Annotated in this window: 21 protein-coding genes; 8 read left to right on the top strand and 13 right to left on the bottom strand. The window is 59.5% G+C overall.

Annotated features, from left to right (window positions below; genetic code table 11):
• Positions 1-22 precede the first annotated feature (22 nt).
• Positions 23-1366 carry an aromatic acid/H+ symport family MFS transporter gene (locus CQ019_RS14375; RefSeq protein WP_105554729.1) on the bottom strand — a complete coding sequence of 448 codons (1344 nt, stop codon included), beginning with the start codon at positions 1364-1366 and terminating at the stop codon, positions 23-25.
• Positions 1367-1497: 131 nt separating this feature from the next.
• Between CQ019_RS14375 and CQ019_RS14370 the strand changes: the two genes are divergently transcribed.
• The 3 genes from CQ019_RS14370 (at position 1498) to CQ019_RS14360 (ending at position 4724) form a co-directional block, all read left to right on the top strand.
• Entirely contained in the window at positions 1498-1977 is a 480-nt protein-coding gene (locus CQ019_RS14370) for a thioesterase family protein (protein WP_105569995.1), read from the top strand.
• A gap of 189 nt (positions 1978-2166) precedes the next feature.
• Positions 2167-2934: a cyclase family protein gene (locus CQ019_RS14365; protein WP_105554727.1), complete on the top strand. Its 768-nt coding sequence runs from the start codon at positions 2167-2169 to the stop codon at positions 2932-2934.
• 137 nt (positions 2935-3071) lie between these two features.
• A complete protein-coding gene (locus CQ019_RS14360; RefSeq protein ID WP_105569994.1) occupies positions 3072-4724 on the top strand; it encodes a thiamine pyrophosphate-binding protein in 1653 nt (550 codons plus the stop codon).
• A 287-nt stretch (positions 4725-5011) separates the two neighbouring features.
• Here the strand turns inward: CQ019_RS14360 and CQ019_RS14355 are convergent, their stop codons facing one another.
• The 6 genes from CQ019_RS14355 to CQ019_RS14330 form a co-directional block, all read right to left on the bottom strand.
• Positions 5012-6454 (bottom strand): amino acid permease, encoded by a 1443-nt coding sequence (locus CQ019_RS14355; RefSeq protein WP_105569993.1) that lies wholly within the window; start codon positions 6452-6454, stop codon positions 5012-5014.
• A 270-nt stretch (positions 6455-6724) separates the two neighbouring features.
• A complete protein-coding gene (locus CQ019_RS14350; protein ID WP_105554719.1) occupies positions 6725-9115 on the bottom strand; it encodes a bifunctional salicylyl-CoA 5-hydroxylase/oxidoreductase in 2391 nt (796 codons plus the stop codon).
• Between the two features lie 69 nt (positions 9116-9184).
• Positions 9185-10816: an AMP-binding protein gene (locus CQ019_RS14345; protein WP_105554718.1), complete on the bottom strand. Its 1632-nt coding sequence runs from the start codon at positions 10814-10816 to the stop codon at positions 9185-9187.
• A 34-nt stretch (positions 10817-10850) separates the two neighbouring features.
• Positions 10851-11744, bottom strand: coding sequence for an acyl-CoA thioesterase II (locus CQ019_RS14340; RefSeq protein WP_105554717.1), 894 nt, complete (start codon positions 11742-11744; stop codon positions 10851-10853).
• Positions 11741-12223 (bottom strand): cupin domain-containing protein, encoded by a 483-nt coding sequence (locus CQ019_RS14335; RefSeq protein ID WP_105554716.1) that lies wholly within the window; start codon positions 12221-12223, stop codon positions 11741-11743. The genes CQ019_RS14340 and CQ019_RS14335 overlap by 4 nt, the downstream gene beginning before the upstream one ends.
• A gap of 41 nt (positions 12224-12264) precedes the next feature.
• A complete protein-coding gene (locus CQ019_RS14330) occupies positions 12265-13125 on the bottom strand; it encodes a fumarylacetoacetate hydrolase family protein (protein ID WP_105554715.1) in 861 nt (286 codons plus the stop codon).
• A gap of 145 nt (positions 13126-13270) precedes the next feature.
• Between CQ019_RS14330 and CQ019_RS14325 the strand changes: the two genes are divergently transcribed.
• The gene (locus CQ019_RS14325; protein ID WP_105554714.1) at positions 13271-13690 is read left to right on the top strand and encodes a RidA family protein; all 420 of its coding nucleotides are present in this window, start codon (positions 13271-13273) and stop codon (positions 13688-13690) included.
• A 91-nt stretch (positions 13691-13781) separates the two neighbouring features.
• Here CQ019_RS14325 and CQ019_RS14320 read toward each other — a convergent pair whose 3' ends face one another.
• Complete coding sequence (locus tag CQ019_RS14320) at positions 13782-14654, bottom strand: PaaX family transcriptional regulator C-terminal domain-containing protein (RefSeq protein ID WP_105554713.1); 873 nt, start codon at positions 14652-14654, stop codon at positions 13782-13784.
• A 162-nt stretch (positions 14655-14816) separates the two neighbouring features.
• Positions 14817-15398: a purine-nucleoside phosphorylase gene (locus CQ019_RS14315; protein WP_105554712.1), complete on the bottom strand. Its 582-nt coding sequence runs from the start codon at positions 15396-15398 to the stop codon at positions 14817-14819.
• 144 nt (positions 15399-15542) lie between these two features.
• Here CQ019_RS14315 and CQ019_RS14310 point away from each other — a divergent pair, with 144 nt between their 5' ends.
• The gene (locus CQ019_RS14310; RefSeq protein ID WP_105554711.1) at positions 15543-16034 is read left to right on the top strand and encodes an S-ribosylhomocysteine lyase; all 492 of its coding nucleotides are present in this window, start codon (positions 15543-15545) and stop codon (positions 16032-16034) included.
• Between the two features lie 627 nt (positions 16035-16661).
• Entirely contained in the window at positions 16662-18032 is a 1371-nt protein-coding gene (locus tag CQ019_RS14305; RefSeq protein WP_374954803.1) for a M16 family metallopeptidase, read from the top strand.
• An 83-nt stretch (positions 18033-18115) separates the two neighbouring features.
• Here CQ019_RS14305 and CQ019_RS14300 read toward each other — a convergent pair whose 3' ends face one another.
• From CQ019_RS14300 to CQ019_RS14290, 3 genes are all read right to left on the bottom strand, one after another.
• Complete coding sequence (locus tag CQ019_RS14300) at positions 18116-18562, bottom strand: hypothetical protein (RefSeq protein WP_146113378.1); 447 nt, start codon at positions 18560-18562, stop codon at positions 18116-18118.
• 122 nt (positions 18563-18684) lie between these two features.
• The gene (locus CQ019_RS14295) at positions 18685-19386 is read right to left on the bottom strand and encodes an alpha/beta fold hydrolase (RefSeq protein ID WP_181148512.1); all 702 of its coding nucleotides are present in this window, start codon (positions 19384-19386) and stop codon (positions 18685-18687) included.
• A gap of 161 nt (positions 19387-19547) precedes the next feature.
• Positions 19548-19955, bottom strand: coding sequence for a hypothetical protein (locus CQ019_RS14290; RefSeq protein ID WP_105569991.1), 408 nt, complete (start codon positions 19953-19955; stop codon positions 19548-19550).
• A gap of 196 nt (positions 19956-20151) precedes the next feature.
• Between CQ019_RS14290 and dapB the strand changes: the two genes are divergently transcribed.
• Positions 20152-20910, top strand: a complete 759-nt coding sequence (dapB, locus tag CQ019_RS14285) for a 4-hydroxy-tetrahydrodipicolinate reductase (RefSeq protein WP_096288153.1) — start codon at positions 20152-20154, stop codon at positions 20908-20910.
• A complete protein-coding gene (locus tag CQ019_RS14280) occupies positions 20907-21368 on the top strand; it encodes a hypothetical protein (protein ID WP_096288151.1) in 462 nt (153 codons plus the stop codon). The genes dapB and CQ019_RS14280 overlap by 4 nt, the downstream gene beginning before the upstream one ends.
• Before the next feature lie 90 nt (positions 21369-21458).
• Here the strand turns inward: CQ019_RS14280 and CQ019_RS14275 are convergent, their stop codons facing one another.
• Complete coding sequence (locus tag CQ019_RS14275) at positions 21459-22334, bottom strand: hypothetical protein (RefSeq protein ID WP_105554708.1); 876 nt, start codon at positions 22332-22334, stop codon at positions 21459-21461.
• Positions 22335-22414: the final 80 nt, after the last annotated feature.

Below are 22414 nucleotides of genomic sequence, written 5' to 3'. Positions count from 1 at the left end.
TACGGGGGTAAATTCCTGCGGATTAGTCCACTGCTAGCTCGCGTTCGACGGCGGTATTTGGGGACCGGTTCTCCACGATTCGCGGTGGTATCAGGGACACCGCAATCGCCGCTACGACTCCAACGATTGCGAAGAAGACAAAATTGAATTCGAAGCTAATCCCCGTTGCCGCGATCCAGCCACCGATGATGGGACCCGATATTGCACCAATGCGGGCGAAAGACAACGCCCAGCCGGTGGCGGTGCCGCGTTGGGCCGCTGGATAGTAGTCGGCAATGTAGCCGGTGAGCACCAACGAGGTGGAGATCGAACCAATACCGGCGAAGGCGACAAAGCACAGGTTGATAAACATGGTGTTCGGAAACATCAGCAGCAAGATTCCACCAGCCCCCAGCAGATAGAAGATCACCAGGATGGTCTTCTGGCCGTATTTATCAGCCAGATATCCGAGGATCAATCCGCCGACGGCCGAGGCCAAGGAGAAGACCAACAAGAAAGTCAGCGAGGACCCGAGGTCGTAGCCAGCTTTGCGCATGATTTGCGGCAGCCAAGTGTTCAGGCCATAGACCAGCACCATGCCGCAAAACAGTGAAATCCAGAAAAAGACCGTGGAACGCAGGTATTTACCAGAGAACATCGCCGACATGACTTCTCGCCAAGGAATCTTTCTGCCTGGCTGAGCCGGAGCGACCGGCTGGTAATTGGGCACCTTGAGCTTCGAGGCCAGTGCCTTGGCTTCGGCCAGGCGTCCCTTGGACACCAAGTACTCCAAGGATTCAGGGAGAATCCAGGCGATAATCGGCAGCAGCACAACCGGCAATGCGCCGACAGCTACAACCCAACGCCAGCCAAGTACCGGAAGGAGCGCCATGGCAACCAGAGCAGCGGCAACAATTCCCAAGGAGTATCCCGAATACATGATGCCGTAGTTCAGCGATCGTTTTCGAGGCGCGGAATATTCGATGGTCAGGGCCGCTGCCACCGGTATGATCCCGCCCATTCCCAGGCCGCCGAGGAACCGGAACAGTCCGAAGATTTCAGGTGTGGGGGCAAATGCCGCACCTGCTTGGGTGATAGTGAAGATCACCATGGCGAGCAGTAGCATCCGCTTGCGGCCGATAACGTCGCTTAGGGTCCCGATAAACAGGGCGCCAAACAGCATGCCGACCAGCGCGTAGGCGCCGAGGCCGCCCAGTTCGAGAGGGGTGAGCGACCATTCTTTGTACTCGGCGAGGGCCGGGAGGACCGCACCGAGCACGCCGACGTCGTAGCCTTCGGCCAGAATTGCCAGCCAACAGGCAAAGAGCACCAATCCCGTGGTGCGTTTTGGGATGTTCCATTCGGTTACTGCGGTGGGTGAGGCCATACCGTTCTCCTGGCGTAGGGGTGGTCGTTAGCGCCCGAATGGGCCTAGCCAGTATTATTGCCTTAAAGTGACGTGCGTTACAATAGTTCTATAAAAGAAAGGTGAACATGACTTTCCATGGACGGGAACCAATGACTGGTACGCCTGAAGCCGTTGCGGCCGAGGTGTCCGAGTTCCTCGGGGCTGCGCTCGCCGGAAGCTCGCTGGAACGAACTGTCGAATGGGTTGACACGGACGCTGCAGGTCATCAGCACAATTCGGTGATCATGCGCTTCGTTGAAGCCGCCGAGTCGAAGCTCTTTAGAGAGCTCGGCCTGAAGGGTTATTTTCCCATTTCACCGCGGGTCAGGCAGGAAATAGATTTCAAGTCCAAGCTGTATTTCGGGCAGTCTGCAACGGCGGCGATCCGCATCGACAGATTGGGGACCAGCTCCATGCACTTTGCCTTTAGGGTGTGGGGTCACCCGTTCGAGGGCAACGGTCTGGCAGTTGCTGCCGAAGGCAAGGTCATTACCGTCTGCGTGCCTGAAGGGTCATCGGGATCCGGGCCCTGGCCTGCGGAAATTCGGCAGACCATTGTCGACGCCCAGGCAAGTGGTGGGCGGCAGTAAGGGGTTGGCCCAATGCAGGGCTTTGCCCGGTCGGTGCCGCGAAGCGCGGGCGGGAATTGGTGCGCGCCTGATGCGCATAGCTCTTCTCGGGGCATGGCTTCGGTGGTAGGTTGAAGTCGTCCAATGGTCATGACGGCCGTCATGCATGTTCAATGCCCAGTCAAGTTTTCGCCAGTTATCGGAGTTCTCATGACCCAGCTAGCCCACGTTCTGTCTTCACTCGCCAGTGGAACTGTGACTGTTCACGACCTGACGGCGCCGCTCTCCGTCAATACACCGACCCTTGTGCTGCCGGAACCCTTCTCCAACTTAATAGACTTCAGCATCGAGGAAGTTTCCGCATATGACGAACCCGGCCCATTCTGGAAGCACCATAACATCCATACCGGAGAGCATATCGGCACGCACATCGACGCCCCGATCCATTGGATTTCGGGGCGGGACGGCAAGGACGTGTCACAGATCGATCCGCAGCGACTGGTCGGGCCGGCGGTGGTCCTGGACTTCAGCGCCGAGACCGCCGAGAGTCCGGATTACCTGATCACAGTTGATGATCTGAAAGCCTGGCAGGCTCAACATGGCGAGTTCCCGCCCAATTCATGGCTGCTCTTCCGCACCGGATGGGACCAATACGGAGAAGACAGTGCAGCGTTCCTGAACACCGATGAGCAGGGTTCGCATACCCCGGGATTCACCGCCGAATGCGCCCAATACATAGCCCAGGAGCTGGTGATCTCCGGGGTGGGCGTGGAAACCGTGGGCATCGACGCGGGCAACGCTGCCTTGCTCGATCCGCCTTTCCCGATGCACAACTTCTTGCTCGGCCATGACAAGTACGGCATCACTTCGCTGAAGAACCTCGATAAGCTGCCGGTCTTCGGAGCGCTGCTCGTGGTCGCCCCGCTGCCGATCGTTGGAGGCACCGGGGCGCCCGCGCGGGTTCTCGCACTGAGCTAGCGGCCGCCGCCGACTAGCTTGTCCGATTCCATATGGGTAAGGCCAGCGCTGCTCGCGTGGGCTGTTGCCCGGAACCGCTGGCGGCCAGGTACGCCCAGGCCGTCAGCGACAAACTACAAGCCTCTAAGGAATTCCTGATGAACGTCGCAGAACTCGTTGGCAAGACCCTCGCGGACCTCGGTATCGGACATGCTTTCGGCGTGGTGGGCAGCGGGAACTTTGCCGTCACCAACGCGCTGATCGAGTACGGAGTGCCCTATACCCAAGCACGCCACGAAGGCGGCGCGGCCACGATGGCCGATGCCTATTCACGCACCAGCGGCAAGGTGGGCGTGGTCTCCGTGCACCAGGGGTGCGGGTTGACCAACGCAGCCACCGGAATTGGCGAGGCCGCCAAATCACGCACCCCGCTGCTCGTCCTCGCCGCGGAGGCAGCACCCAGCGCCGTGTACTCGAATTTCGCCATGGACCAGGACGCTTTCGCCACGTCCGTTTACGCGGTTTCCGAACGTGTGCACAGTGCGCAAAGCGCCGTGGCCGATACCGTCCGGGCCTACCGCACGGCGATCAACGACCGGCGCACCGTGGTACTGAATCTGCCGTTGAATATCCAGGTGCTGCCTGCCCCGGAAACGACCCAGGAGATCGAGGTGATACCCCGTGAACCGGTGCGTCCTTCCCGGGATTCGATCCGTGCGCTGGCGGTGCTGATCGAGAACGCCAGCCGCCCGGTTTTCGTCGCAGGACGCGGAGGACGCGGCGCCAAGGAGGAAATACGTTCTCTGGCCCGCCACACCGGTGCACTGGTGGCTACCTCGGCCGTCGCCAAGGGTTTGTTCAACGAGGATGAATTCAATCTCGGAATATCCGGCGGCTTCTCCTCGCCGCTGGCCGCCGAGCTGATCTCGGACGCGGATCTGATCGTCGGGTTCGGCTGCGCCCTGAATATGTGGACCATGCGCCATGGCCATTTGATTGGCGCTCGAACCAAGGTCGTCCAAGTGGATCTGGATGAACCGGCCTTGGGCGCCAACCGCCCGATCGACCTGGGAGTGGTCGGGGACTCCGCCGAATGCGCCCGCGACGTGCTGGAGCTGCTGCGCCGCGAGAAGGTCTCCGCCTGTGTTGGCTATCGCACCCCCGAGATCAGCAAGCGCCTGACCGAACGGATCCACTGGCAGCAGGTCGAGTTCGAGGATCTCTCCACGGAGTCGGCAATCGATCCGCGGACACTGAGTAAGGCGCTGGATGAGCTCCTGCCCGAGCGGCGCGTGGTCAGCGTCGACTCGGGGAACTTCATGGGCTACCCGAGCCAGTACCTCTCGGTGCCCGATGAGCATGGCTTCTGCTTTACCCAGGCGTTCCAGTCCATCGGCCTTGGCCTGTATACGGCGATCGGCGCCGGGCTGGCACGGCCCGATCGGCTGCCGGTGCTGGGCACCGGGGACGGCGGATTCCATATGGCCATCGCCGAACTGGACACCGCGGTGCGGCTGAAAATGCCGCTGGTCTGCATCGTCTACAACGATGCCGCCTATGGTGCCGAGGTGCACCACTTCGCTGAGTCGGGGCAAACCCCGGACATGAGCTCGGTGGTCTTCCCTGACACCGACTTCGCGGCTCTGGGCCGCGGCTTCGGCGCCTCGGGCATTACGGTGCGCACGGTGCAAGATCTACAGGAGGTGAAGCGCTGGCTGGATTCGGACCCATCGGGACCATTGGTCATCGATGCGAAGATCGCCTCGGATGGCGGGGCCTGGTGGCTGGCCGAAGCGTTCAAGGGGCACTAGAGGCGCGCTTCAGGTATCCGGTCAGCGGCCGCCGCCTCGACCGCTTCCACCCAAATGGAGCCTCTAATCTGCTGAGCGCTGAGAGCTCGGCATCCGGCCCAAGACCCGAACCTGCTGCCTATCGCCAATGAGCGAAAGGTGCTCCGACGGTGCGAAAATTCCGGATGGCGTCCCAAGAAGTATCCACGCGGAGCCAAAAATAGTCGTGGCGTGCGCTGAGAAATCCTGCGCACGCCACGCCTTTGAACTCATTCCCTGGGGACCGGGCAGCTCATCGGTGAGTTCGGTCAGCCCACTCCTACCGAAGTGAGGGAATCTGGCTCATCTTCGGCTGCCTCATGGGATGCATCGGATTCTTGAGCGGCCCGCATGCGTTTGCGCATGAGGAAGTAGAACCCGGCCACCACGGCCGCGAAGGGAATCCCGAAGATTAAGGTGAGTCTAAATTCTTCGATAAAGAGCGTAGTGACTAAAAGCGCCAGCATGAGCAGGACTCCCAGGACCGACCCGAGGGGGTAGAAGAAAAGCTTGTACTTCAGCGGTTCCCCGGTGCGGGCATGCTGGCGACGGAAGAACAGGTGAGTCAGGAAGATCAGCAACCAGGTGGCCATAGCCCCGAACATCGACAGGGCCATCATGAGGGTAAAACCCTTCTCCGGGTTCGTCGCGTAGATGATAGTCGCCACCGCGATTCCAGCGGCCGAGAGCAACAAGGCATTAACCGGTGCACCATTCTTGCGCAGACGGCCCAGGGCAACCGGAGCCTGCCGGGCGCGGGCGAGGGAGAACATCATGCGCGTGGAGATGTATAGCTGGGAATTCATCGCTGACAAGGCCGCCACGATCACCACGAAATTCAGCAGCGAGTCGGCGAACGGAATGCCAATGACCTGCATGACCGTGACGAATGGGCTGTCGCCTTGGAGGATCTCGTCCACCGGTGCAATTGCCAAGATCAGCGACAAGGTCAGGAGATAGAACAGAAATAAGCGCAGCAGGGTAACTTTGAAGGCCTTCTTGACCGCCGATTCCGGCTCTTTGGCCTCGCCCGCGGCGACCGCAATCATCTCGATGCTCAAATAGGAGAAGATCGAGAGCACGACCGCAAACCATACGCCTTGGATTCCGCCCATGAAGAATCCCTCGCCGGCGGTGTAGTTGCCCAAACCATAGGAAGGATCGGTTTTGCCGAATACCAATATGGCCGCCAGCAAGATGAACGCCACGATCGCAAACACCTTGACGGCCGAGAACCAATATTCCAAGGTCCCAAAGGCTTTGACGTTAAACATATTGACCCCGATGAGCAGCACCGACAGCCCGACAACCCAAATGACCGGCGGCACCTCGGGGAACCACATTTGCATGTAGTCGCCCACCGCAGTGATTTCGGTGCCGACCGCCAGAACAATGCACGACCAGTACAGGTACTTGAGCATGAACCCGGTGAAAGGATTGATGTAGTGCTCCGCGAAGGCGCCAAATGAACCTGTAGTCGAGTGCGCCACCGTCATTTCGGCGAGTGCGCCCATCAGCAGTACCGCGATAAATCCGCCGATGGCGTAGCTGATGATGACGCTGGGTCCGGCAAAGGAAATTGCGAACTTGCTGCCTAGGAACAGACCGGTGCCGATGGCCCCGCCCAGTGCAATCATACTTAGCTGTTTGGCACTTAATTGGCGCGAAAGCCCTGCTTCGCGATTTTTGATGCGCTCTAATGAGGAGCTCATTTTTAACCTCGTGGTTGTCGTTAACATACATATCTGCGGGAGGTGAACTGCACGGTTTTCCGCGGGTCCGTGCGGCGGGACGATTGAACAATGCACAGCCCAATGGACGCCACTTCGGGCCGGTTGCGCACAGTCCTCTGCGGTTGATTGGGGAATTTTCTAGCTTGGGCCCTGTCCCGGGCCGGATTTTAAGGCAGGAAATTGCCGGGTTCGCAGAACGATGTCGTTCGGCGAACCCGGCAAGTGCGGCAATGCTTGGCTAATTGCCGCCTAGTGGCTGGCTGTCAGGGCCGAGGCATTTGCATCCGGGGTCCAGCGCACATGGGTCAGATCCTCTTCCTGATTCTGCGGCAGCAGGGACAGGCGAGGGCGTACCGCATCGGTGCGCGCGCTTGGCGGCTTGCGGCGCCCGGCCTTGTACTGCTTGGGCCAGAGAGCCGCGGCACCGGCGTAGTCCTGCTCGGCCGCGGCCTGCAGCGTCCACTGCGGGTTGTACAGGTGGGTGCGGCCCAGCGCTATCAGATCCGCACGGCCGGCCAACAGGATAGAGTTCGCGTCATCCCAGGTGGATACCGCGCCGACGGCGATCACGGCCACCCCGGCCGCGGCGGCGACTCGGTTGCGGATCTTGTCCGCAAACGGGGTCTGGTAGCTGCGCCCGAAGGCGGGCTTTTCGCTCTTGACGACCTGTCCGGAAGACACATCGATGAACTGGGCGCCGTGCTCGATGAAGGCTTGGGAGATCAGCACCGCATCATCATCGGTGTTCCCACCCTCGGCCCAATCGGTGGCCGAGACACGTACGCCCAAGGCCTTGTCGGCCGGCCAGATCTCGCGCACCGCGTCGAGTACCTCCAGCGGGAAGCGCAGCCGGTTGGCGAAGCTGCCGCCGTATTCATCGGTGCGCTGGTTCGACAGCGGGGAAAGGAAGGAGGAAAGCAGGTAGCCGTGGGCCATATGCACTTCCAGCGCGTCGAATCCGGCGGCATCGGCACGGCGGGCAGCGTCGACGAACTGCTGGCGGACCTCATCCATTTGGGTGCGGTCCATTGCCACGGGGACATGGCAGCCTTCCCCGTAGGGCAGCGCGCTTGGAGCCAGCACCTCCCAGTTGCCTTCTTCCAGCGGCTGGTCGATGCCTTCCCACATCAACTTCGTCGAGCCCTTGCGGCCCGAGTGCCCGATCTGCGCACCGATCTTCGCCTGCGAGTTGGAATGCACATATTCGGTGATGCGCTTCCAGGCGGTGGCCTGTTCATCGCTGTACAGCCCGGTGCAGCCCGGGGTGATGCGCCCGATGTCGGAAACGCAGACCATTTCGGTCATCACCAGCCCGGCGCCGCCCTGGGCCTTTGAACCCAGATGCACCAAGTGGAACTCCCCGGGGACGCCCTCGGAGGCCGAGTACATGTCCATCGAGGAGACCACCACTCGGTTGGCCAGTTCGATGCCGCCTAGGGTGTAGGGCTGGAACATAGCCGGGGCGCTGTGCTGCTGCCCGTTGAGCCTGGCGAAGTTCGCCTCAACGGTCTGCGCGAATCCGGGATCGCGCAGCTTCAGGTTTTCGGCGGTGATGCGCCGGGATCGGGTGAGCAGGTTGAAGCAGAACTGCACCGGGTCCTGGTCCTTGTACTGGCCGATATTCTCGAACCACTCCAGCGAGGCCTGGGCGGCGCGCTGGGTGGATTCCACCACCGGGCGGCGTTCGGTCTCATAGGCGGCCAAGGCGCGATCCACGTCCGCGTGCTCGTGCAGGCAGGCTGCCAGCGCCAGGGCATCCTCCATGGCGAGCTTGGTTCCCGAGCCGATGGAGAAATGGGCGGTATGCGCGGAGTCGCCGAGCAGTACGATGTTCTCGTGGCGCCAGTTCTCGTTGCGCACCGTGGTGAAGTTGATCCATTTCGAGTTGTTGGTCAGCACCTTGTAGCCGGCCAGTTCGTCGGCGAAGATTTCGGTGACCTTGTCCACCGCCTTCTGATCGCTCACACCGGGGGCGAAAACCTCGTTCTCGGTCTCGTCGAACCCGGCTGCGCGCCAGACATCCTCGTGCATCTCCACGATGAAGGTGGAGCCCTCATCGGAGTACGGGTAGCCGTGGATCTGCATGGTACCGGCGGCGGTTTCCTTGACGAAGAACTTGAAGGCCTCGAACACCTGGTCGGTGCCCAGCCACATGTACTTGGAGGTGCGCGGATCCAGCGAAGGCTTGAAGGACTGGGCGTACTTGGTGCGCACCGCGGAGTTCAGCCCGTCGGCGGCCAGCACCAGATCGTATTCGGCAGAGAGCTGCTCCACGTCCGGAGCCATGGTGGAGAACCGCACATCCACACCCAGCTCGATGCTGCGACGCTGCAGCAGTTCGAGAAGTTCCTTGCGGCTCATGGCGGCAAAGCCCTGCCCGCCTACGGTATGCATCTGGTCGCGGAAGTGGATGTCGATATCGCTCCAGCGGGCGAAGCGCCGTGACATGTACTCGGCCACCACCGGGTCGGCGTTGCCGATGCCGCCCAGGGTTTCGTCGGAAAACACCACGCCGAATCCGAAGGTATCCGATGCTGCGTTTCGTTCCCACACGGTGACCTGGTGGTTCGAATCGAGCTGCTTCATCAGGGCCGCAAAGTAGAGTCCGCCCGGGCCTCCGCCGATAACTGCAATTTTCATGATGTGTCCTTTCAACAACCCCAAAGAGGGGAGCGGGGGCCGGCAAGGCCCAGATAAGTTATTAGGGGGTTAAGCGACCGGTGATCCGTTGGCCGCTTCACGGAGCTTGAAATGCTGCAGCTTGCCGCTGGGATTGCGCGGCAGCTCCGTAACAAAACGGACCTCGCGCGGGTACTTGTAAGGTGCGATCGTGGCTTTGACGAAGTCTTGCAATTCCTTGACCTTCGCATCGCTGGCCTCGGCACCTTCGACGAGGACCACGAAGGCGCAAACGATCGATCCGCGGTTTGGATCCGGGCGGGCGATCACGGCGTTCTCCAGCACGTCCGGGTGCTGGTCGAGGGCCTGTTCGACCTCCGGTCCACCGATGTTGTAGCCGGAGGAGACGATCATGTTGTCGCTGCGCGCTTGATACACAAAGTAGCCATCTTCGTCTTTGTAGAAGATGTCTCCGGTGATATTCCAGCCGTTGCAGATGTAGTTATGCTGCCTCTCGTCATCGAGATAGCGGCATCCGGTAGGCCCGATGACCGCCAACCGGCCTGGCTCGTTCGGAGCGGCTTCGTTGCCAGCTTCGTCCAGGACCGTTGCTCGGAAGCCAGGAATCGCTTTGCCGGTGGCGCCGGGTCTGATGTCCTGACCCGCTGCGGAAACGAAGACGTGCAGCAGCTCGGTCGCGCCAATGCCATTGACCAATTCCAGCCCCGTGGCGTCCTTGACCTGATGCCAGGTTTCTGCCGGCAGATGTTCCCCGGCGGAAACCGCGACGCGCAGCGGCTTGAGCAGGTCCTCTTTGCCGTTTTTGAGGATCGCGCGATATGCGGTGGGAGCGGTGAACAAGATGGTCGCACCGGCTTGATGGGAATACTCGGCCAGCTCCACCGGTGTGGCTCGTTCGGTCAGCAGCGAGCTGGCACCGAAGCGGAAAGGGAATACGACCAGGCCACCGAGGCCGAAGGTGAATGCCAATGGGGGAGACCCCGCAAAGACGTCATCCTGGGTGGGTTGGAGGATGTAGCGGGCAAAGGTGTCCGCGTTGGCCAGCACATCGCGGTGGAAATGCATGGTGATCTTGGGAACGCCGGTGGTGCCCGAGGTCGGTCCAAGCAATGCCACATCGTCGGCGGCCGTATCCACCGCAGTAAAATCACCTGATTTGCGCTCGGCCAGCTTGACCAGGTCATCGTTGCCCGCGCCGCCGTAGCTGAGGACCGGATACCCGCCGTTGCTAGCCTGCCGCGCGTCGTCGGCGAAACGGTGATCGGTGATGAGCAGCAACGGGCGCGTCAGCTCGGCCAACTTGCTGATCTCCGCGGCACGCAGCGCCGCCATCGTGGTGACCACTACTCCGCCGGCCTTGAGCACGCCAAGCCAGGAGGCGACGAGCCAGGAATTATTCGGCCCGCGCAGCATCACCCGGTTTCCGGGACGCAGGCCATAGTCCTCGACCAGCACCTGGGCAACCTGATTGGCCTGGCGTTGCAACTTGCCGTAGGAAAGACTGGTGCCATCCGGAGCCAGCAGCGCGGTGCGATCCGCGCCGAAATCCGCCACGGTCTGGTCGATCAGGACCTGCGCGGCATTCATCCGTTCCGGGTATTGCAGCTCGGGCAAGGTGAATTCCATTGTCGGCCACAGCTCCCGTGGAGGGAGGTGGTCTCGGGTGAAGGTATCTTCATGAGCTGAGGGTGATAGTTCCATAAGGCAACTCCGTTTGGTGATTCGTTCGGATGTCCTAGTCAGTGGTGGTCCGCGCGGGGCGGATCATCCCTTCTTGGGCGACGGTGGCCAAGAGCTTTCCTTCGCGGGTGTAAAAACGCCCAAGGGCCAGACCGCGGTTATTTTGGCTGGACACGGCTTCTTGGGCATACAGCACCCAATCGTCCATGCGGCCTTCCCGGTGGAACCACATGGAGTGATCCAGGCTGGCCGTCACCAGACCCTGGTCTGCCCAGCTCAGCCCGAGGCTGCGCATGATCGGCTCCAAGATGGTGTAGTCGCAGACGTAGGCCAGGGCCGACTTCTGGATGATGGCGTCATCCGGAAGGGGCGAGAACGCGCGGATCCATACGGCCTGCTTGGCGGTTTTTTCACGCTCACCGGGTAGATAGATTGGCTCGGGCACGTGGCGCATATCGAAGCTCCGTCCGCCGGCCCAGTACTTGGCGGCATCGCTTTCGACTCCCTGCAGGACGTCGGCAGCGCTTGCCAGCGTTTCCGGATCTAGATCCAGCGATTCGCCCGGAGCGTCCTGGGAATATTCGGCACCGTCTTCGGGGACGTGGAAAGAGCCCAACGCCGCAAAGACGGGTTTGCCATTCTGGAACGCACGTACTTGACGGGTGGAATATCCGCGTCCATCGCGCAAATGCTCCACCTCGTAGCGCACCGCCTGGTGCATATCCACTGGGCGCAAGAAGTACGAGTGCATCGAGTGCAGGGAACGATCGGTGTCCACCGATTTCATCAGGGACAACGCGCCTTGGGCAACCATGTCTCCGCCGTAGGCCTTGGGCCATGGAACGTACTGCGGAACCGCGGTGAACGCCTGGTCGAAGACTTCGGCCTCGCACTGGGTGAGTTCGATGGCGTCGAGGAATACTTGCGCGGAAAGTGCGGTGGTGTTCATGCTCGGCGGTATCCTTCCAGCGAGTCGTCGGAAACATCGGGCAAGTTCACCACGATGTTTTCCGGGGTACGCGCGGTGAGCCACACCAGCTCCTCGGTTACCGACATATTCGCTTCCACATGCGGCATGAAGGGCGGGACGAAGACCCAGTCTCCGGCCTTCATATCTGCGTACTGTTCATAGTTTTCGCCGAAGTAGATCCGGCCATGGCCGCGCAACACGTAGCCGCCAGTTTCAGCTTCGCCGTGATGATGAGGCAAGGAGCGGTAGCCAGGCACATTGGAGACCTGACCGAACCAGATCTTCGTGGCGGGCGTGTGCTGGATGCTCACACCCGAAACGCGGATGCAATCCCCGGACTGCGCGGTATTGGTGTCTTCCGATCCGGCGCGGGTGACCACAGGGACGACCTGGCCATTTTCGGAGGCGTAGATCGAATTGTCGCCTTCGGTGCGGTAGGTCATTGGTGCTTCAGTCATGGTGTTCTCCTTCGAAATGAATGATGCTTGATAGTTGGCTATTAATGTGTTGCCGCCGGAACGTCCACGCGTAGCCGGAAGCGGTTTATTAGGGTTCCGATTCCTGGAATTTCTGTTTGGAGCTCGTCTCCGTCGCAGAGGAAGCGTGGTGGATTCATGCCCATGCCGACTCCGCCAGGCGTCCCGGTCAGCACGATGTCGCCGGGACGCAACGTGGTGAATTCGGAGATGTAGGCGATGAGCCGGGCCGCTGAGTAGACAAAAGTTGAGGTGTTGCCGCGTTGGACTTCTTCGCCATTAATTCGGCAAATGACCTCTACGCCCATCTCCGGGTCGATTTCTTCGGCAGTGGCGAGCACCGGGCCCAGCGGCGTCGTGCCGTCGAAGGCTTTGCCTTGGAACCATTGCAGTGTGCGGCGCTGCCAATCGCGCATCGAAATATCGTTGGCCACGGTGTAGCCGGCAATGGCGGCTGTGGCTTCTTCTTCGGAGGCGTTGGAGATCTCGGCTCCGATCACTACCGCAAGTTCGGCTTCCCAATCAACGTCGCTTGAGACGGTGCTGATGATTTCCGAATCCGGGCCGGTGAGGGTGTCGGCGAACTTGGCGAACAAGGTGGGGTATTGAGGAAGTTCGCGTCCCATCTCCAAGATGTGATCCGCGTAGTTCAGGCCACAGCAGATCACCTTGGAGGGCGCGGGAACCGGGTTAAGCAGCTGAACTTCGTCGGTTGGGATCAGTGAGTCCTCGCCGTGATTTTCAAGTATCCGGGAGGCGGTGGTGAACCAAGCCTCTTCTTTCAAAAGCTCGCTGAGATTGCTGGCTGGAAGCGGGAGGTAGCCCTGAGCAACCTGGATCGCGGCCAGGGACTTCCCTCCAGCTTGAATCGTTGCGAGTTTCATTAGTGTGTTCCCCTTGGTCGTTCGGCACTGAATCTATGTGTCGACTTTTTTACTGCCGTCACGTAAGCTCAATGTAGCACGCATCACAAAGATGGCGCTAGAGCCAAATGGGGCAAATTTGATTGGCCCGGAACAGGAGCAGGACATGACTGAAACCAAGCTTCACCGCAATGAGACGATCAACCCGGCTTCCATGGCGAAGCCCTCTGGCTATGCCCATGGAATGAAAGCCGGAGACACGGTCTACCTTGGCGGACAGACTGCCCTGGACAAGGATATGAATATCGTTCCCGGCGGAATTGTCGAGCAGTTCAAGCAGGTGTTCTCCAACGTGCTGACCACTCTGGTTGAAGCGGGCGGGCACCCGGAGGACCTGGTAAGCGTCACCATTTACCTCACCGACGTTGATGACTACATGGCCAATGGCCGCGAAATTGGCCGACTGTGGCGTGAAATGGCTGGCACCGAGTACCCGGCCATGGCCGGAGTTGGTGTCACGCGCCTGTGGCAGAAGGAAGCGCTGATCGAAATTCAGGGCGTCGCGGTGATTCAGGATCGCAACTAGGCACTAGAAACAGCAAAGGACCACGAAATCACCGGGTGATTTCGTGGTCCTTTTCTTGCGTGGGGAGCTCGGTTAATTTATACGGGTTGTATCAGTCTTCCGCACCGATCACACGTTGGGCATGGCGGGCCGCCATTGGCGCCAAGAGAGTGTGCAGGTCGTGGAATAGATCCTCGGCCTTTAACGCATTCCATCCATCTGGGAGCAGTTCTGCCGGCAGCCCGGGGTCGGAATAGGGGAGCCGGCGCCACTGGGTCAGCAGAATCAAATGATCTGCGAATGCCCGAGCCTCAAGCTCATTGCTGTCCCCGCTGCCGACGCGTTGCCGCCAGCTTTCCAACCTGCCGCGATTTTCGTTCAAAAATTCAGAATAAAGCTGATCGAGTGAGTCCAGATCCCACCACGAATCAAGATTCTTCTGAATTTGCGCACCGCCGATGTGCTCGGCAAGGAAAAACTCGAAATACTCATTCAAGCCGTGCCGGGAGAAATAGGCCAATGCCGCGTCCTTGGCATGTTCTGGGGCAATCCATAGTCCTGGAACCACCGAACCGAAGCCCATCCGCACCAGCGAAGAGCGGATTTTATGCCGAATATTCCGCTGGGTTTCGGGCACGGTAAACGTCGCCAGCAGCCAGCGGTCTTGGGCCGTGGCCCGGCGCGGATGGAAGATGCGCTCATCGCCTTCGGCGAAAGTGGTCAATACCGATTCAGCCAACGAGTACCCGCTTCGGCCTCGCACCTGAATGCTCTCGATGACTCCCCGTTTTTTCAACCGAGATATCGAGGAGCGAGTTCCGGCTGATTCAACTCCCACATCCTGCATCAACGTGATGATCGTGGCCACCGGCAGCGCTCCACCGTGCTGGCGAGCATAAAGTCCGAACAGCGAGACAATCAACTGATGATGACGAGGCACAGAGAGGTCTCCTGCACTGACACGTGCGTTTGACGGTGCCGTCATGAAACTTTCTCCGTTCGATGCATGTGGTTCGATTCTAGTGCGAACCGCAGGTGAGAGAACGCAAGGCAACGGGATTGCGCCTGGTGTTCGGCTCATCGGCCGCAGCCGATGTTCAGCCGCTCACCTGTCCGACGAAACCGCCCAGCTCTTGAGCCCTCAGTATTATTTAGCGGCGTCGATTGCCGAGCTCAGGTGCGCATCATAGAACTCGCGAAGCTGAACGCTCTTGGCCACGACAATCGCATCCCAGTCATCCATGCTGGTGGCGCTGTCGGCGTAGTCCGATGGCACCTTGAAGATCTGCAGCGGAACGTCGAACCGCTGGCACATGCTGGCATAGGCGTAGCCCTCCATATCCACCAAAGCCGCGTTCAGCCCGGAGATGTGCGTGCGCTGCTCGTCATTGCTGACAAATACGTCGCCGGTGGCCATGGTCGCCTGCGTATCTGGCAGCAGGATCTCACCGGCAGGCACTACGTCGGCCGAGGCCAATGGGAAGTCGTGCTGGATCAATCGGGTGACCTGATAGATCGTGTCCAAGCTGGGGCGGTCTTCGTCGGCGCTGCCGACGACACCGGCGGTGCCCAAAACGATTACTCGCTCAACGTTGCCCTCGGCGAGCGCACCGGCAAGAGCTACCGAGGCGTTGACCTTGCCTACCCCCGAGACCACATGCGGTACGTCCGTAAAAGCTGAGGCTTCGTCACTGTGCGCGAATACAAGCAGGGTCTTCTGATCCGACATTGGGTTCCTCTCAACAACAAACAAGTCTTTGGCACGGGCTGGAAAATACGGTGAAAGAGCAACCAGTGTTCGCATCAGAGTTTATCGGTTACGGACGATGAAGTTTTTCGATTTTGCTCACGGGGGAGCGGATAGACTGAAACTATGAGTGATATTGAACTTGCCGAAGTCGAAAGTTTCGCCCTGGATCACACCAAGGTCAAGGCCCCCTACGTGCGTCGCATCGGGGTGGACCATGGTCCCAAGGGGGACGCCATCTCCAACTACGACATCCGTTTTGTCCAGCCTAATCATGGTGAGATCCCTACTGCGGGCCTGCACACTATCGAGCACACGCTGGCCGGCCTGATCCGTACCCGTTTCGAGGGCCTGATCGATTTCTCGCCTTTTGGTTGCCGTACCGGGTTCCATCTCATCGCATGGGGCGAGCCAACGCCTGAAGAAGTTGCCGCGGCGATCAAATCTTCCCTGGAAGATCTGGCAGAGCGCGTCACCTGGGATGATGTTCCGGGCACCGAGGCAGTCAGCTGCGGCAACTACCGTGACCACAGCCTGCACTCGGCCAAGGAATGGGCCAAATTGATCTTGGAGCAGGGCATCAGCCTCGACGCGTTTGACCGTACCAACATCGCATAGCCGGCGGCATCGCATAGTTTCTCTGCTCACTGCCTTAGTTTGTGCGCACCGGATCCCTTCGTGGCTATTGAAATATCCTGCGTGGAGTATTTGAATGGACGGATAGCCGCAATAGCGGGGAATCGTTCACCGGAGCTAAGGGGAAAATAATATGGAATCAACCGATCCAGATTTTCCGAGAGAACCAGGCTGGCCATCTCCTGCCGAGCCACCGCGGCCGAACGTGCCGGACCATCCAACGACTCCCGCCGCTCCTCCAGATCCGACTACTCCACCTGACCGACCCGACCCGGGCGGTCCCAGCATTCGACCACCGTTTGATCCGACCACGCCTAGCGATAGCTGAGCAGCTGAACCAGCGGCAGGTTCTTGGCTCTCAACTCCGTCTGTCGATGCGTTTCACTCAAGGTCCGGCTCACCTGTTGGTGAGCCGGACCTTGATTGCCGTTGCTTCGAGTCGGGCTGCTTAGGCGACGTATCTTCGGAAAGCCTTGAAAATGAAGCGCGGCCAGCAATTGAGAGGTTGCCCCTAGTTCCACGTATTCGACTGCGGGGCTGTGGGAGAATAGGGACAATGTTCTGCCCGGACCAAGGCTCCGGGACCCAATGATTTAAGGATGTTTCTCTGTGGTCATGATTCCGTTGCCATTGCACTCGGTAGAGGCTCAACAGTTCTCTCCGATTGACCCGGCTGACCCCTCGCTGGTCCACCGCGGTGAAGGTGGCGCGGAAGTTCGCCGCAGCATTCTTCCGGGAGGCGTCCGTGTACTGACCGAAGCCATGCCAGGCCAGCGTTCGACCACCGTTGGTTTCTGGGTCCCGGTGGGATCCCGAGATGAAGAAGCCGGACACTACGGCTCGACGCATTTCTTGGAGCATCTGCTGTTCAAGGGAACCAAGAAGCGCACCGCACTTGAAATAGCTCAGTCCTTTGACGCGGTAGGTGGCGAATCGAACGCCGCGACGGCGAAGGAATCAACCTGCTACTACGCGCGAGTGCTGGACACTGATCTGCCGATGGCGATGGATGTCATCGCGGACATGGTGACTTCCGCGGTAATCGATCCGCTGGAGCTGGAGCAGGAGCGCGGGGTGATCATCGAGGAACTTGCCATGGACGCCGACGACGCCACCGAGGTCGCCCACGAACGCTTCGTCGCCAAGGTTTTGGGCGATCATCCGCTGGCTCGCCCGATAGGCGGAACCCCGGCCGAGATCATGGAGATCTCCCGCGAGGCAGTGATGGAACACTACCGGGCCCACTACCGCCCGAGCGAAGTGATCATCACCGCAGCTGGTTCGCTGAACCATGATGAATTGTGCTCCATGGTGCTCACTTCGTTGTCCGAGGCTGGCTGGGACCTAGATCCCATGGCCGTGCCCGAGCCTCGCCGTTCTTCGGAACCGGCACAGATCGTTTCGGTACCCGGCATAGAAGTCATCAACCGTCCGGTCGAGCAGGCCAGCATCATCATCGGCTGCCCTGGCATTAGCGGACAAGACGACCGGCGTCAGGTCCTCGCGGTCCTCAACGCGGTCCTCGGCGGCGGCATGAGTTCACGACTCTTCCAAGAAATCCGTGAAAAGCGCGGTCTTGCCTACTCCACTTATTCATTCTCGGCCGCATACACGGATGCCGGTTACTTCGGCATGTACGCAGGTTGCTCACCGGCAAAAGCCGGGGAAGTCATCGGCTTGCTCGAATCCGAGCTGGACCGTTTGGCAAGCGACGGCATCACCGATTCCGAGCTGGCTCAGGCCCAAGGCCAGCTCGCCGGCGGAACGGTGTTGGCACTGGAAGACCCGGGAAGCCGTATGTCGCGTCTGGGTCGGGCCGAGATGGTCACCGGCGAATTCCAGGACATAGATGAGGCGCTGAGCCGCGTAAACGCGGTCACCACCAAGGACGTACAGGCATTGGCTCAAGAGCTTGCGGCCAAGGAGCGGACCATCACCGTGGTTGGCCCATTCGAGTCGGCGCAGGCGCTCGGACGCTAAACGCAAGCAGAGAATTTGCAGGGACGCGAGGTCGCACTAAATGTTGCTTGACCTGGCGTCCCTTCATTTGTGCCGGAAAAACGCTATCCCTTGTTGTATTTGCCTCGAGTGGCGACGTACGAGGCCGCGGTGCAAGTGTCGGGAGCGTTGTTGATTGCCTTGCAGGCTCGCACGCGGAACCCGTTGACGGTGAGCGAATAGTACGGAATGACGCGCTTGGAATCGTCTCGATAATATTTTGTCGTTCCCGCACCACACACGTTGGTGGTCAGCCGGGACCATCCGGTATCCGGAGCATTGTTGCGTACTCCCTGGTATTGGTAGTAGACGCACTTGCCATCGCGATTGTCATCGGTGAGCGCCAGATTGAAACCGATGCTTCGATTGTCATCGCGCCATACTTTACCGCTGCTTTTCGCCCAAGAATTGTCCATGTTGTAGCTCTCGTAGGACTGTGCGGGAACCGCCAGAGTCGTGGCTGCCAGGGTAAGCGCTGCTGCTGCTGCAAATGTTCGCAGAGTGCGCCTCATCGCTTACCTCACATGCTGGGTTGATGTTTCTCAGGGCAACCCTATGCCGAGCGAAACTCTAATTCAAGGGGTTGGAGATACAGGTTTGGACAGTCCGCCAATACACTTCTTGCTTTTGAACGTCAGCACGTTGACGCTGAAACAGCCGAATTTTTTGCTTTGCGTACAAGCTCAGCGAGCTCTTCGAAATGCGAGTAATTAAAACCGTGAGCAGCGTTCTGGAACACCGTCAGTTTCGCCTGCGGGGCCTTAGCCGTCAGCCGTAGCCCAAATTCAGGCGGTGAAAGTGAATCTTGCGTACCGCAGACCACATCCACGGGAACGGGGACGGTGCGCAACAGATCAATGGTCGAGTAGTCGAGCATTTCCGAGCAGCTCTTAGCCCACCACGGAATCCCGCAGCGTAGGTAGTCAACGAGCAGGATCGCCTTGACCGCGTTCCACTCTTGAGGGAAGTCTTGGATTAAACGGCGCGCTTGACGAAAAAGCGTGTCTTCCCGGTCATTGACCGCGGGTGCGGCAATGATGAGGTGTTCGAGCAGTTCGGGTCGGGTCCGTGCAATCTCAATGGACACCTGTGCCCCCATCGAATGCCCGAGAATCACCGCATTTTTCACGTTGAGCGTGCGCAGCGCTAGGGACACTTCGTGGGCGAAGCGTGCCACGCTGACTGGGCGTCCATCATCCATATTTTTGCCATGCCCGGGTAGCTCGGGCACAATCACTCGATGGTCACGGGCCAACTCCGTGGCCAGAGGAGTGAAATAGCGGCTTGAAGCTCCCAACCCGTGGATGAGAACCACGTCCGGACCTTCGCCGGCCACGCGCACCGATAATCGAGTGCGCAAAGACTCCGGGACCTGTCCAAAATAACCGTGCCGCACACATAACCTTCCGTCCGCGGACGATTCCACGAAAAATCTAGTATTCAGTTAACTGAGGATCAAGGATAGCCAATCATCGCGGGCAATAGTGCATTGCAGCTTTAAGGCAGACCCACCGCGTGTTGCTCGATTGCCGGCCATAGCTCCTTGGGGAAGAGCTTTTCAATGTCTTTTTGGTAGTCGCTGCCGTCACCGGGAGTGCTTACTTCATCTCCATCGGCACGGAAAGGGTAGGAATGCCCCTGGTCTATTTCCTGATCGGGTGCCGAGGCTGCGGTCACGCAGGTCGCCCAGCCATAGGTGGTATCGGCGTCCTGACGGAAAACTTCGACTTGGCATGATGGCGTTTCGATCCACGAACTTTCCTGCTCCAGCAGATCAACGAGCCTAGAGCGCTCTTCATCGCTTAACGACGTCGGTACATCGCCGGAACCGCAAGCGACAGTTCCACAAGCAACAGCAAATAAGATGAATGTGATAGCGCGCCATCGCTTCAGGACGGTCCCCATTACTTGACAACTCCTAGAAAGATCCTGTCTTCCATTTTTCCTTGTGAAGAATTGAATTACAAGCTACACGCCGTATATCTCGAGATGATCGCAAAATCTTGGAGGTGGATCCCCGCGGTGCCGTCGCGACTGGATCAGGCGCAGATCACGTCACCGATGCGAAGACCTGCAGGGTACAGGCGATAGGCTTAAACCCATGAGTGCACAGATTAAGGTTGCGGTGCTTGGCGCCGCAGGACGAATGGGCGCGGAAGCGGTTAAAGCCGTCTCCGAAGCCGCCGATATGGATCTCGTGGCGAGCCTTGGACGAGGCGCAGACCTGAAAGAAATTCTTGAGGCAGGCGCAACCCACATCGTTGACCTGTCGGTACCGACAGCCACCGAAGCCAACGTGCGCTTCGCCGTGGAGAATGGCTTGCACGCAGTAGTGGGAACCACCGGGTGGGACGACGAGCGCCGTGCGAAGCTTGAGCACCTGCTCGCGCAGCACCCCGAAGCAGGTGTGCTGATCGCCCCAAACTTTGCTCTTGGTTCGGTGCTTGCCAGCGCCTTCGCGGCCACGGCCGCAAAATACTTTGAGTCGGTAGAGATTATCGAACTGCACCACCCCAACAAGGTGGATGCACCCAGCGGCACCGCGGTGCGCACCGCCGAGCTGATTGCCGCAGCCCGCAGGGACGCCGGCGTGGCGAAAAGCCCGGACGCAACGGAAACCCAACTTGACGGTGCCCGAGGCGCCCTCGTGGACGACGTGCACGTACATTCAGTGCGTCTGCGCGGTCTGGTGGCCCATCAGGAAGTTCTTTTCGGCGGCCCCGGCGAGCAGTTCACCCTGCGCCACGATTCTTATGACCGGGCATCCTTCATGCCAGGGGTGCTGCTCGGCCTGCGTACCGTCGCCTCGCGCCCAGGACTTACCTATGGGCTCGACGGCTACTTGGAGTTGGGCCAGTGAAAACCAAACTATGGGTAGGCGGCATTCTGCTGCTGTTCGTTTTGTATATTGCCATGTCCTTCACCCAAGCGATGCGCTTCATGCGCACCGGCGAACCGATCGCCATCGCCATAGGCGTTGCGGTCTTCGTCATTCCTGCGCTGGGCGTGTGGATCTTGATCCGCGAGATTCTCTTCGGACTGCGCACCGAGAAGATGGGAAAAATTCTCGCAGAACTCGGCGAACTGCCGGAAGACTTGCCCCGCATGCCCTCGGGCAGGTTCGTGCGAGAAGCTGCTGACGCTGACTTCCCGATCCACAAGCAAGACGTCGAGGCCCATCCTGAATCCTGGAAGTCTTGGTACCGCTTGGCTTTGGCTTATGACGCCAGTGGAGACCGGAAACGTGCACGAGCTTCGATGCGAACTGCCGTGAATTTCTTCGTGGCCGAGAAGAACGCGAGCACAACGAGCAAGTGATCTGAACACATGAAACGGCAGGAGCTTCGCAACCTACTCTTGGTTTCGAAGCTCCTGCCGTTTTAATTGAGATATTTCAGAAGTCTAGCTCTAGTGGATGGGGAGCCAGATGCAGCGCTCTACGGAGTCGTCATTCTCCACCACGTTGTAGAGCCGCCACCCGCCGGGTTCTCCGCCCTCAGTGCCTTGATCTTCAAGTCCAGCAATGCTGATCCCGCGGATCTCACCAGATGAGAATTCCTCCTTGGCTTCCGTCGTGGGCGCCAGGTAGTAGGGCTCGTCAAAGGGCACGACATCGCCGGGCAGTTCTTCATTGCAAACGCCGCCGTAGCCGCGTTCGGGGCCCGTTTGAACGGGAAGCCAGATCTTGTCCTCGCCAAATTGCTCGACGGCGATGGTTCGCGTTTCCTCCCAGGTTCCTCCCTCTGCGCATGATCGGTCCTCATCGAAGATGGTGCGACGAGTTTCCGTAATCTCTATGCCACCGGGTATGGCGGTCACCTCATTGATGAAATCACCGCAGCTTCTGCTGGCCGCTACAGGGTGGATTAATTGTTCTGGCTGTTCGATGGCCGCTAGCCAGATAAACCAAAGCGAGGAGAAGCTGTTGCCGTCTAGCATTTCGACCGGCGCTAAGGCATCTTCGACTCCATCGCCGTTCATATCCGAATAGACTACGTCCCCAATGGAGTATTCGGCGGTGTTGAGGTTCGCCTTGCCGTTCTTGAACTGAAGCGCTGTGGATTCTTCGGAACCGTATCCGTCGCTTAATTCCCATAACGCGTTGTCAAGATCAAATTCGCGAAGGCTTGGGGCAGCGGGGGATTCGGACGGTGCAGATGAAGGTTCGCGCGGTGGATCGATGGGCGCCGAAGAGCATCCGATGAGCGCAAGAGCAAGCAAAATGCACGAAGATTTGAGCGGAATATTATGCAGCCTCTGCCGGGAATGGACGCGTTTGATCATAAGGAAAGTCTAACTAATCCCTTGTCAGTTGGCCTAATAGCGAGATGCATATTTCTTGCCTTCGGGGACTGGCGGAGAGC

The organism is Arthrobacter sp. MYb229 (assembly GCF_002975405.1).
Taxonomy (GTDB): Bacteria; Actinomycetota; Actinomycetes; order Actinomycetales; family Micrococcaceae; genus Glutamicibacter.
The sequence above is the reverse complement of the archived record's forward strand: the minus strand, read 5'-3'. Positions and strand labels throughout refer to the sequence as shown.

Bases quoted from the DNA above. Each gene is read 5' to 3' on its own strand.
- CQ019_RS14315 (WP_105554712.1), bottom strand. From the start codon at position 15,398: ATGTCGGATCAGAAGACCCTGCTTGTATTCGCGCACAGTGACGAAGCC.
- CQ019_RS14325 (WP_105554714.1), top strand. From the start codon at position 13,271: ATGACTGAAACCAAGCTTCACCGCAATGAGACGATCAACCCGGCTTCC.
- CQ019_RS14275 (WP_105554708.1), bottom strand. From the start codon at position 22,334: ATGATCAAACGCGTCCATTCCCGGCAGAGGCTGCATAATATTCCGCTC.
- CQ019_RS14370 (WP_105569995.1), top strand. From the start codon at position 1,498: ATGACTGGTACGCCTGAAGCCGTTGCGGCCGAGGTGTCCGAGTTCCTC.
- CQ019_RS14350 (WP_105554719.1), bottom strand. From the start codon at position 9,115: ATGAAAATTGCAGTTATCGGCGGAGGCCCGGGCGGACTCTACTTTGCG.
- CQ019_RS14340 (WP_105554717.1), bottom strand. From the start codon at position 11,744: ATGAACACCACCGCACTTTCCGCGCAAGTATTCCTCGACGCCATCGAA.
- dapB (WP_096288153.1), top strand. From the start codon at position 20,152: ATGAGTGCACAGATTAAGGTTGCGGTGCTTGGCGCCGCAGGACGAATG.
- CQ019_RS14335 (WP_105554716.1), bottom strand. From the start codon at position 12,223: ATGACTGAAGCACCAATGACCTACCGCACCGAAGGCGACAATTCGATC.
- CQ019_RS14360 (WP_105569994.1), top strand. From the start codon at position 3,072: ATGAACGTCGCAGAACTCGTTGGCAAGACCCTCGCGGACCTCGGTATC.
- CQ019_RS14290 (WP_105569991.1), bottom strand. From the start codon at position 19,955: ATGGGGACCGTCCTGAAGCGATGGCGCGCTATCACATTCATCTTATTT.
- CQ019_RS14320 (WP_105554713.1), bottom strand. From the start codon at position 14,654: ATGACGGCACCGTCAAACGCACGTGTCAGTGCAGGAGACCTCTCTGTG.
- CQ019_RS14330 (WP_105554715.1), bottom strand. From the start codon at position 13,125: ATGAAACTCGCAACGATTCAAGCTGGAGGGAAGTCCCTGGCCGCGATC.
- CQ019_RS14365 (WP_105554727.1), top strand. From the start codon at position 2,167: ATGACCCAGCTAGCCCACGTTCTGTCTTCACTCGCCAGTGGAACTGTG.
- CQ019_RS14375 (WP_105554729.1), bottom strand. From the start codon at position 1,366: ATGGCCTCACCCACCGCAGTAACCGAATGGAACATCCCAAAACGCACC.
- CQ019_RS14345 (WP_105554718.1), bottom strand. From the start codon at position 10,816: ATGGAACTATCACCCTCAGCTCATGAAGATACCTTCACCCGAGACCAC.
- CQ019_RS14355 (WP_105569993.1), bottom strand. From the start codon at position 6,454: ATGAGCTCCTCATTAGAGCGCATCAAAAATCGCGAAGCAGGGCTTTCG.
- CQ019_RS14300 (WP_146113378.1), bottom strand. From the start codon at position 18,562: ATGAGGCGCACTCTGCGAACATTTGCAGCAGCAGCAGCGCTTACCCTG.
- CQ019_RS14310 (WP_105554711.1), top strand. From the start codon at position 15,543: ATGAGTGATATTGAACTTGCCGAAGTCGAAAGTTTCGCCCTGGATCAC.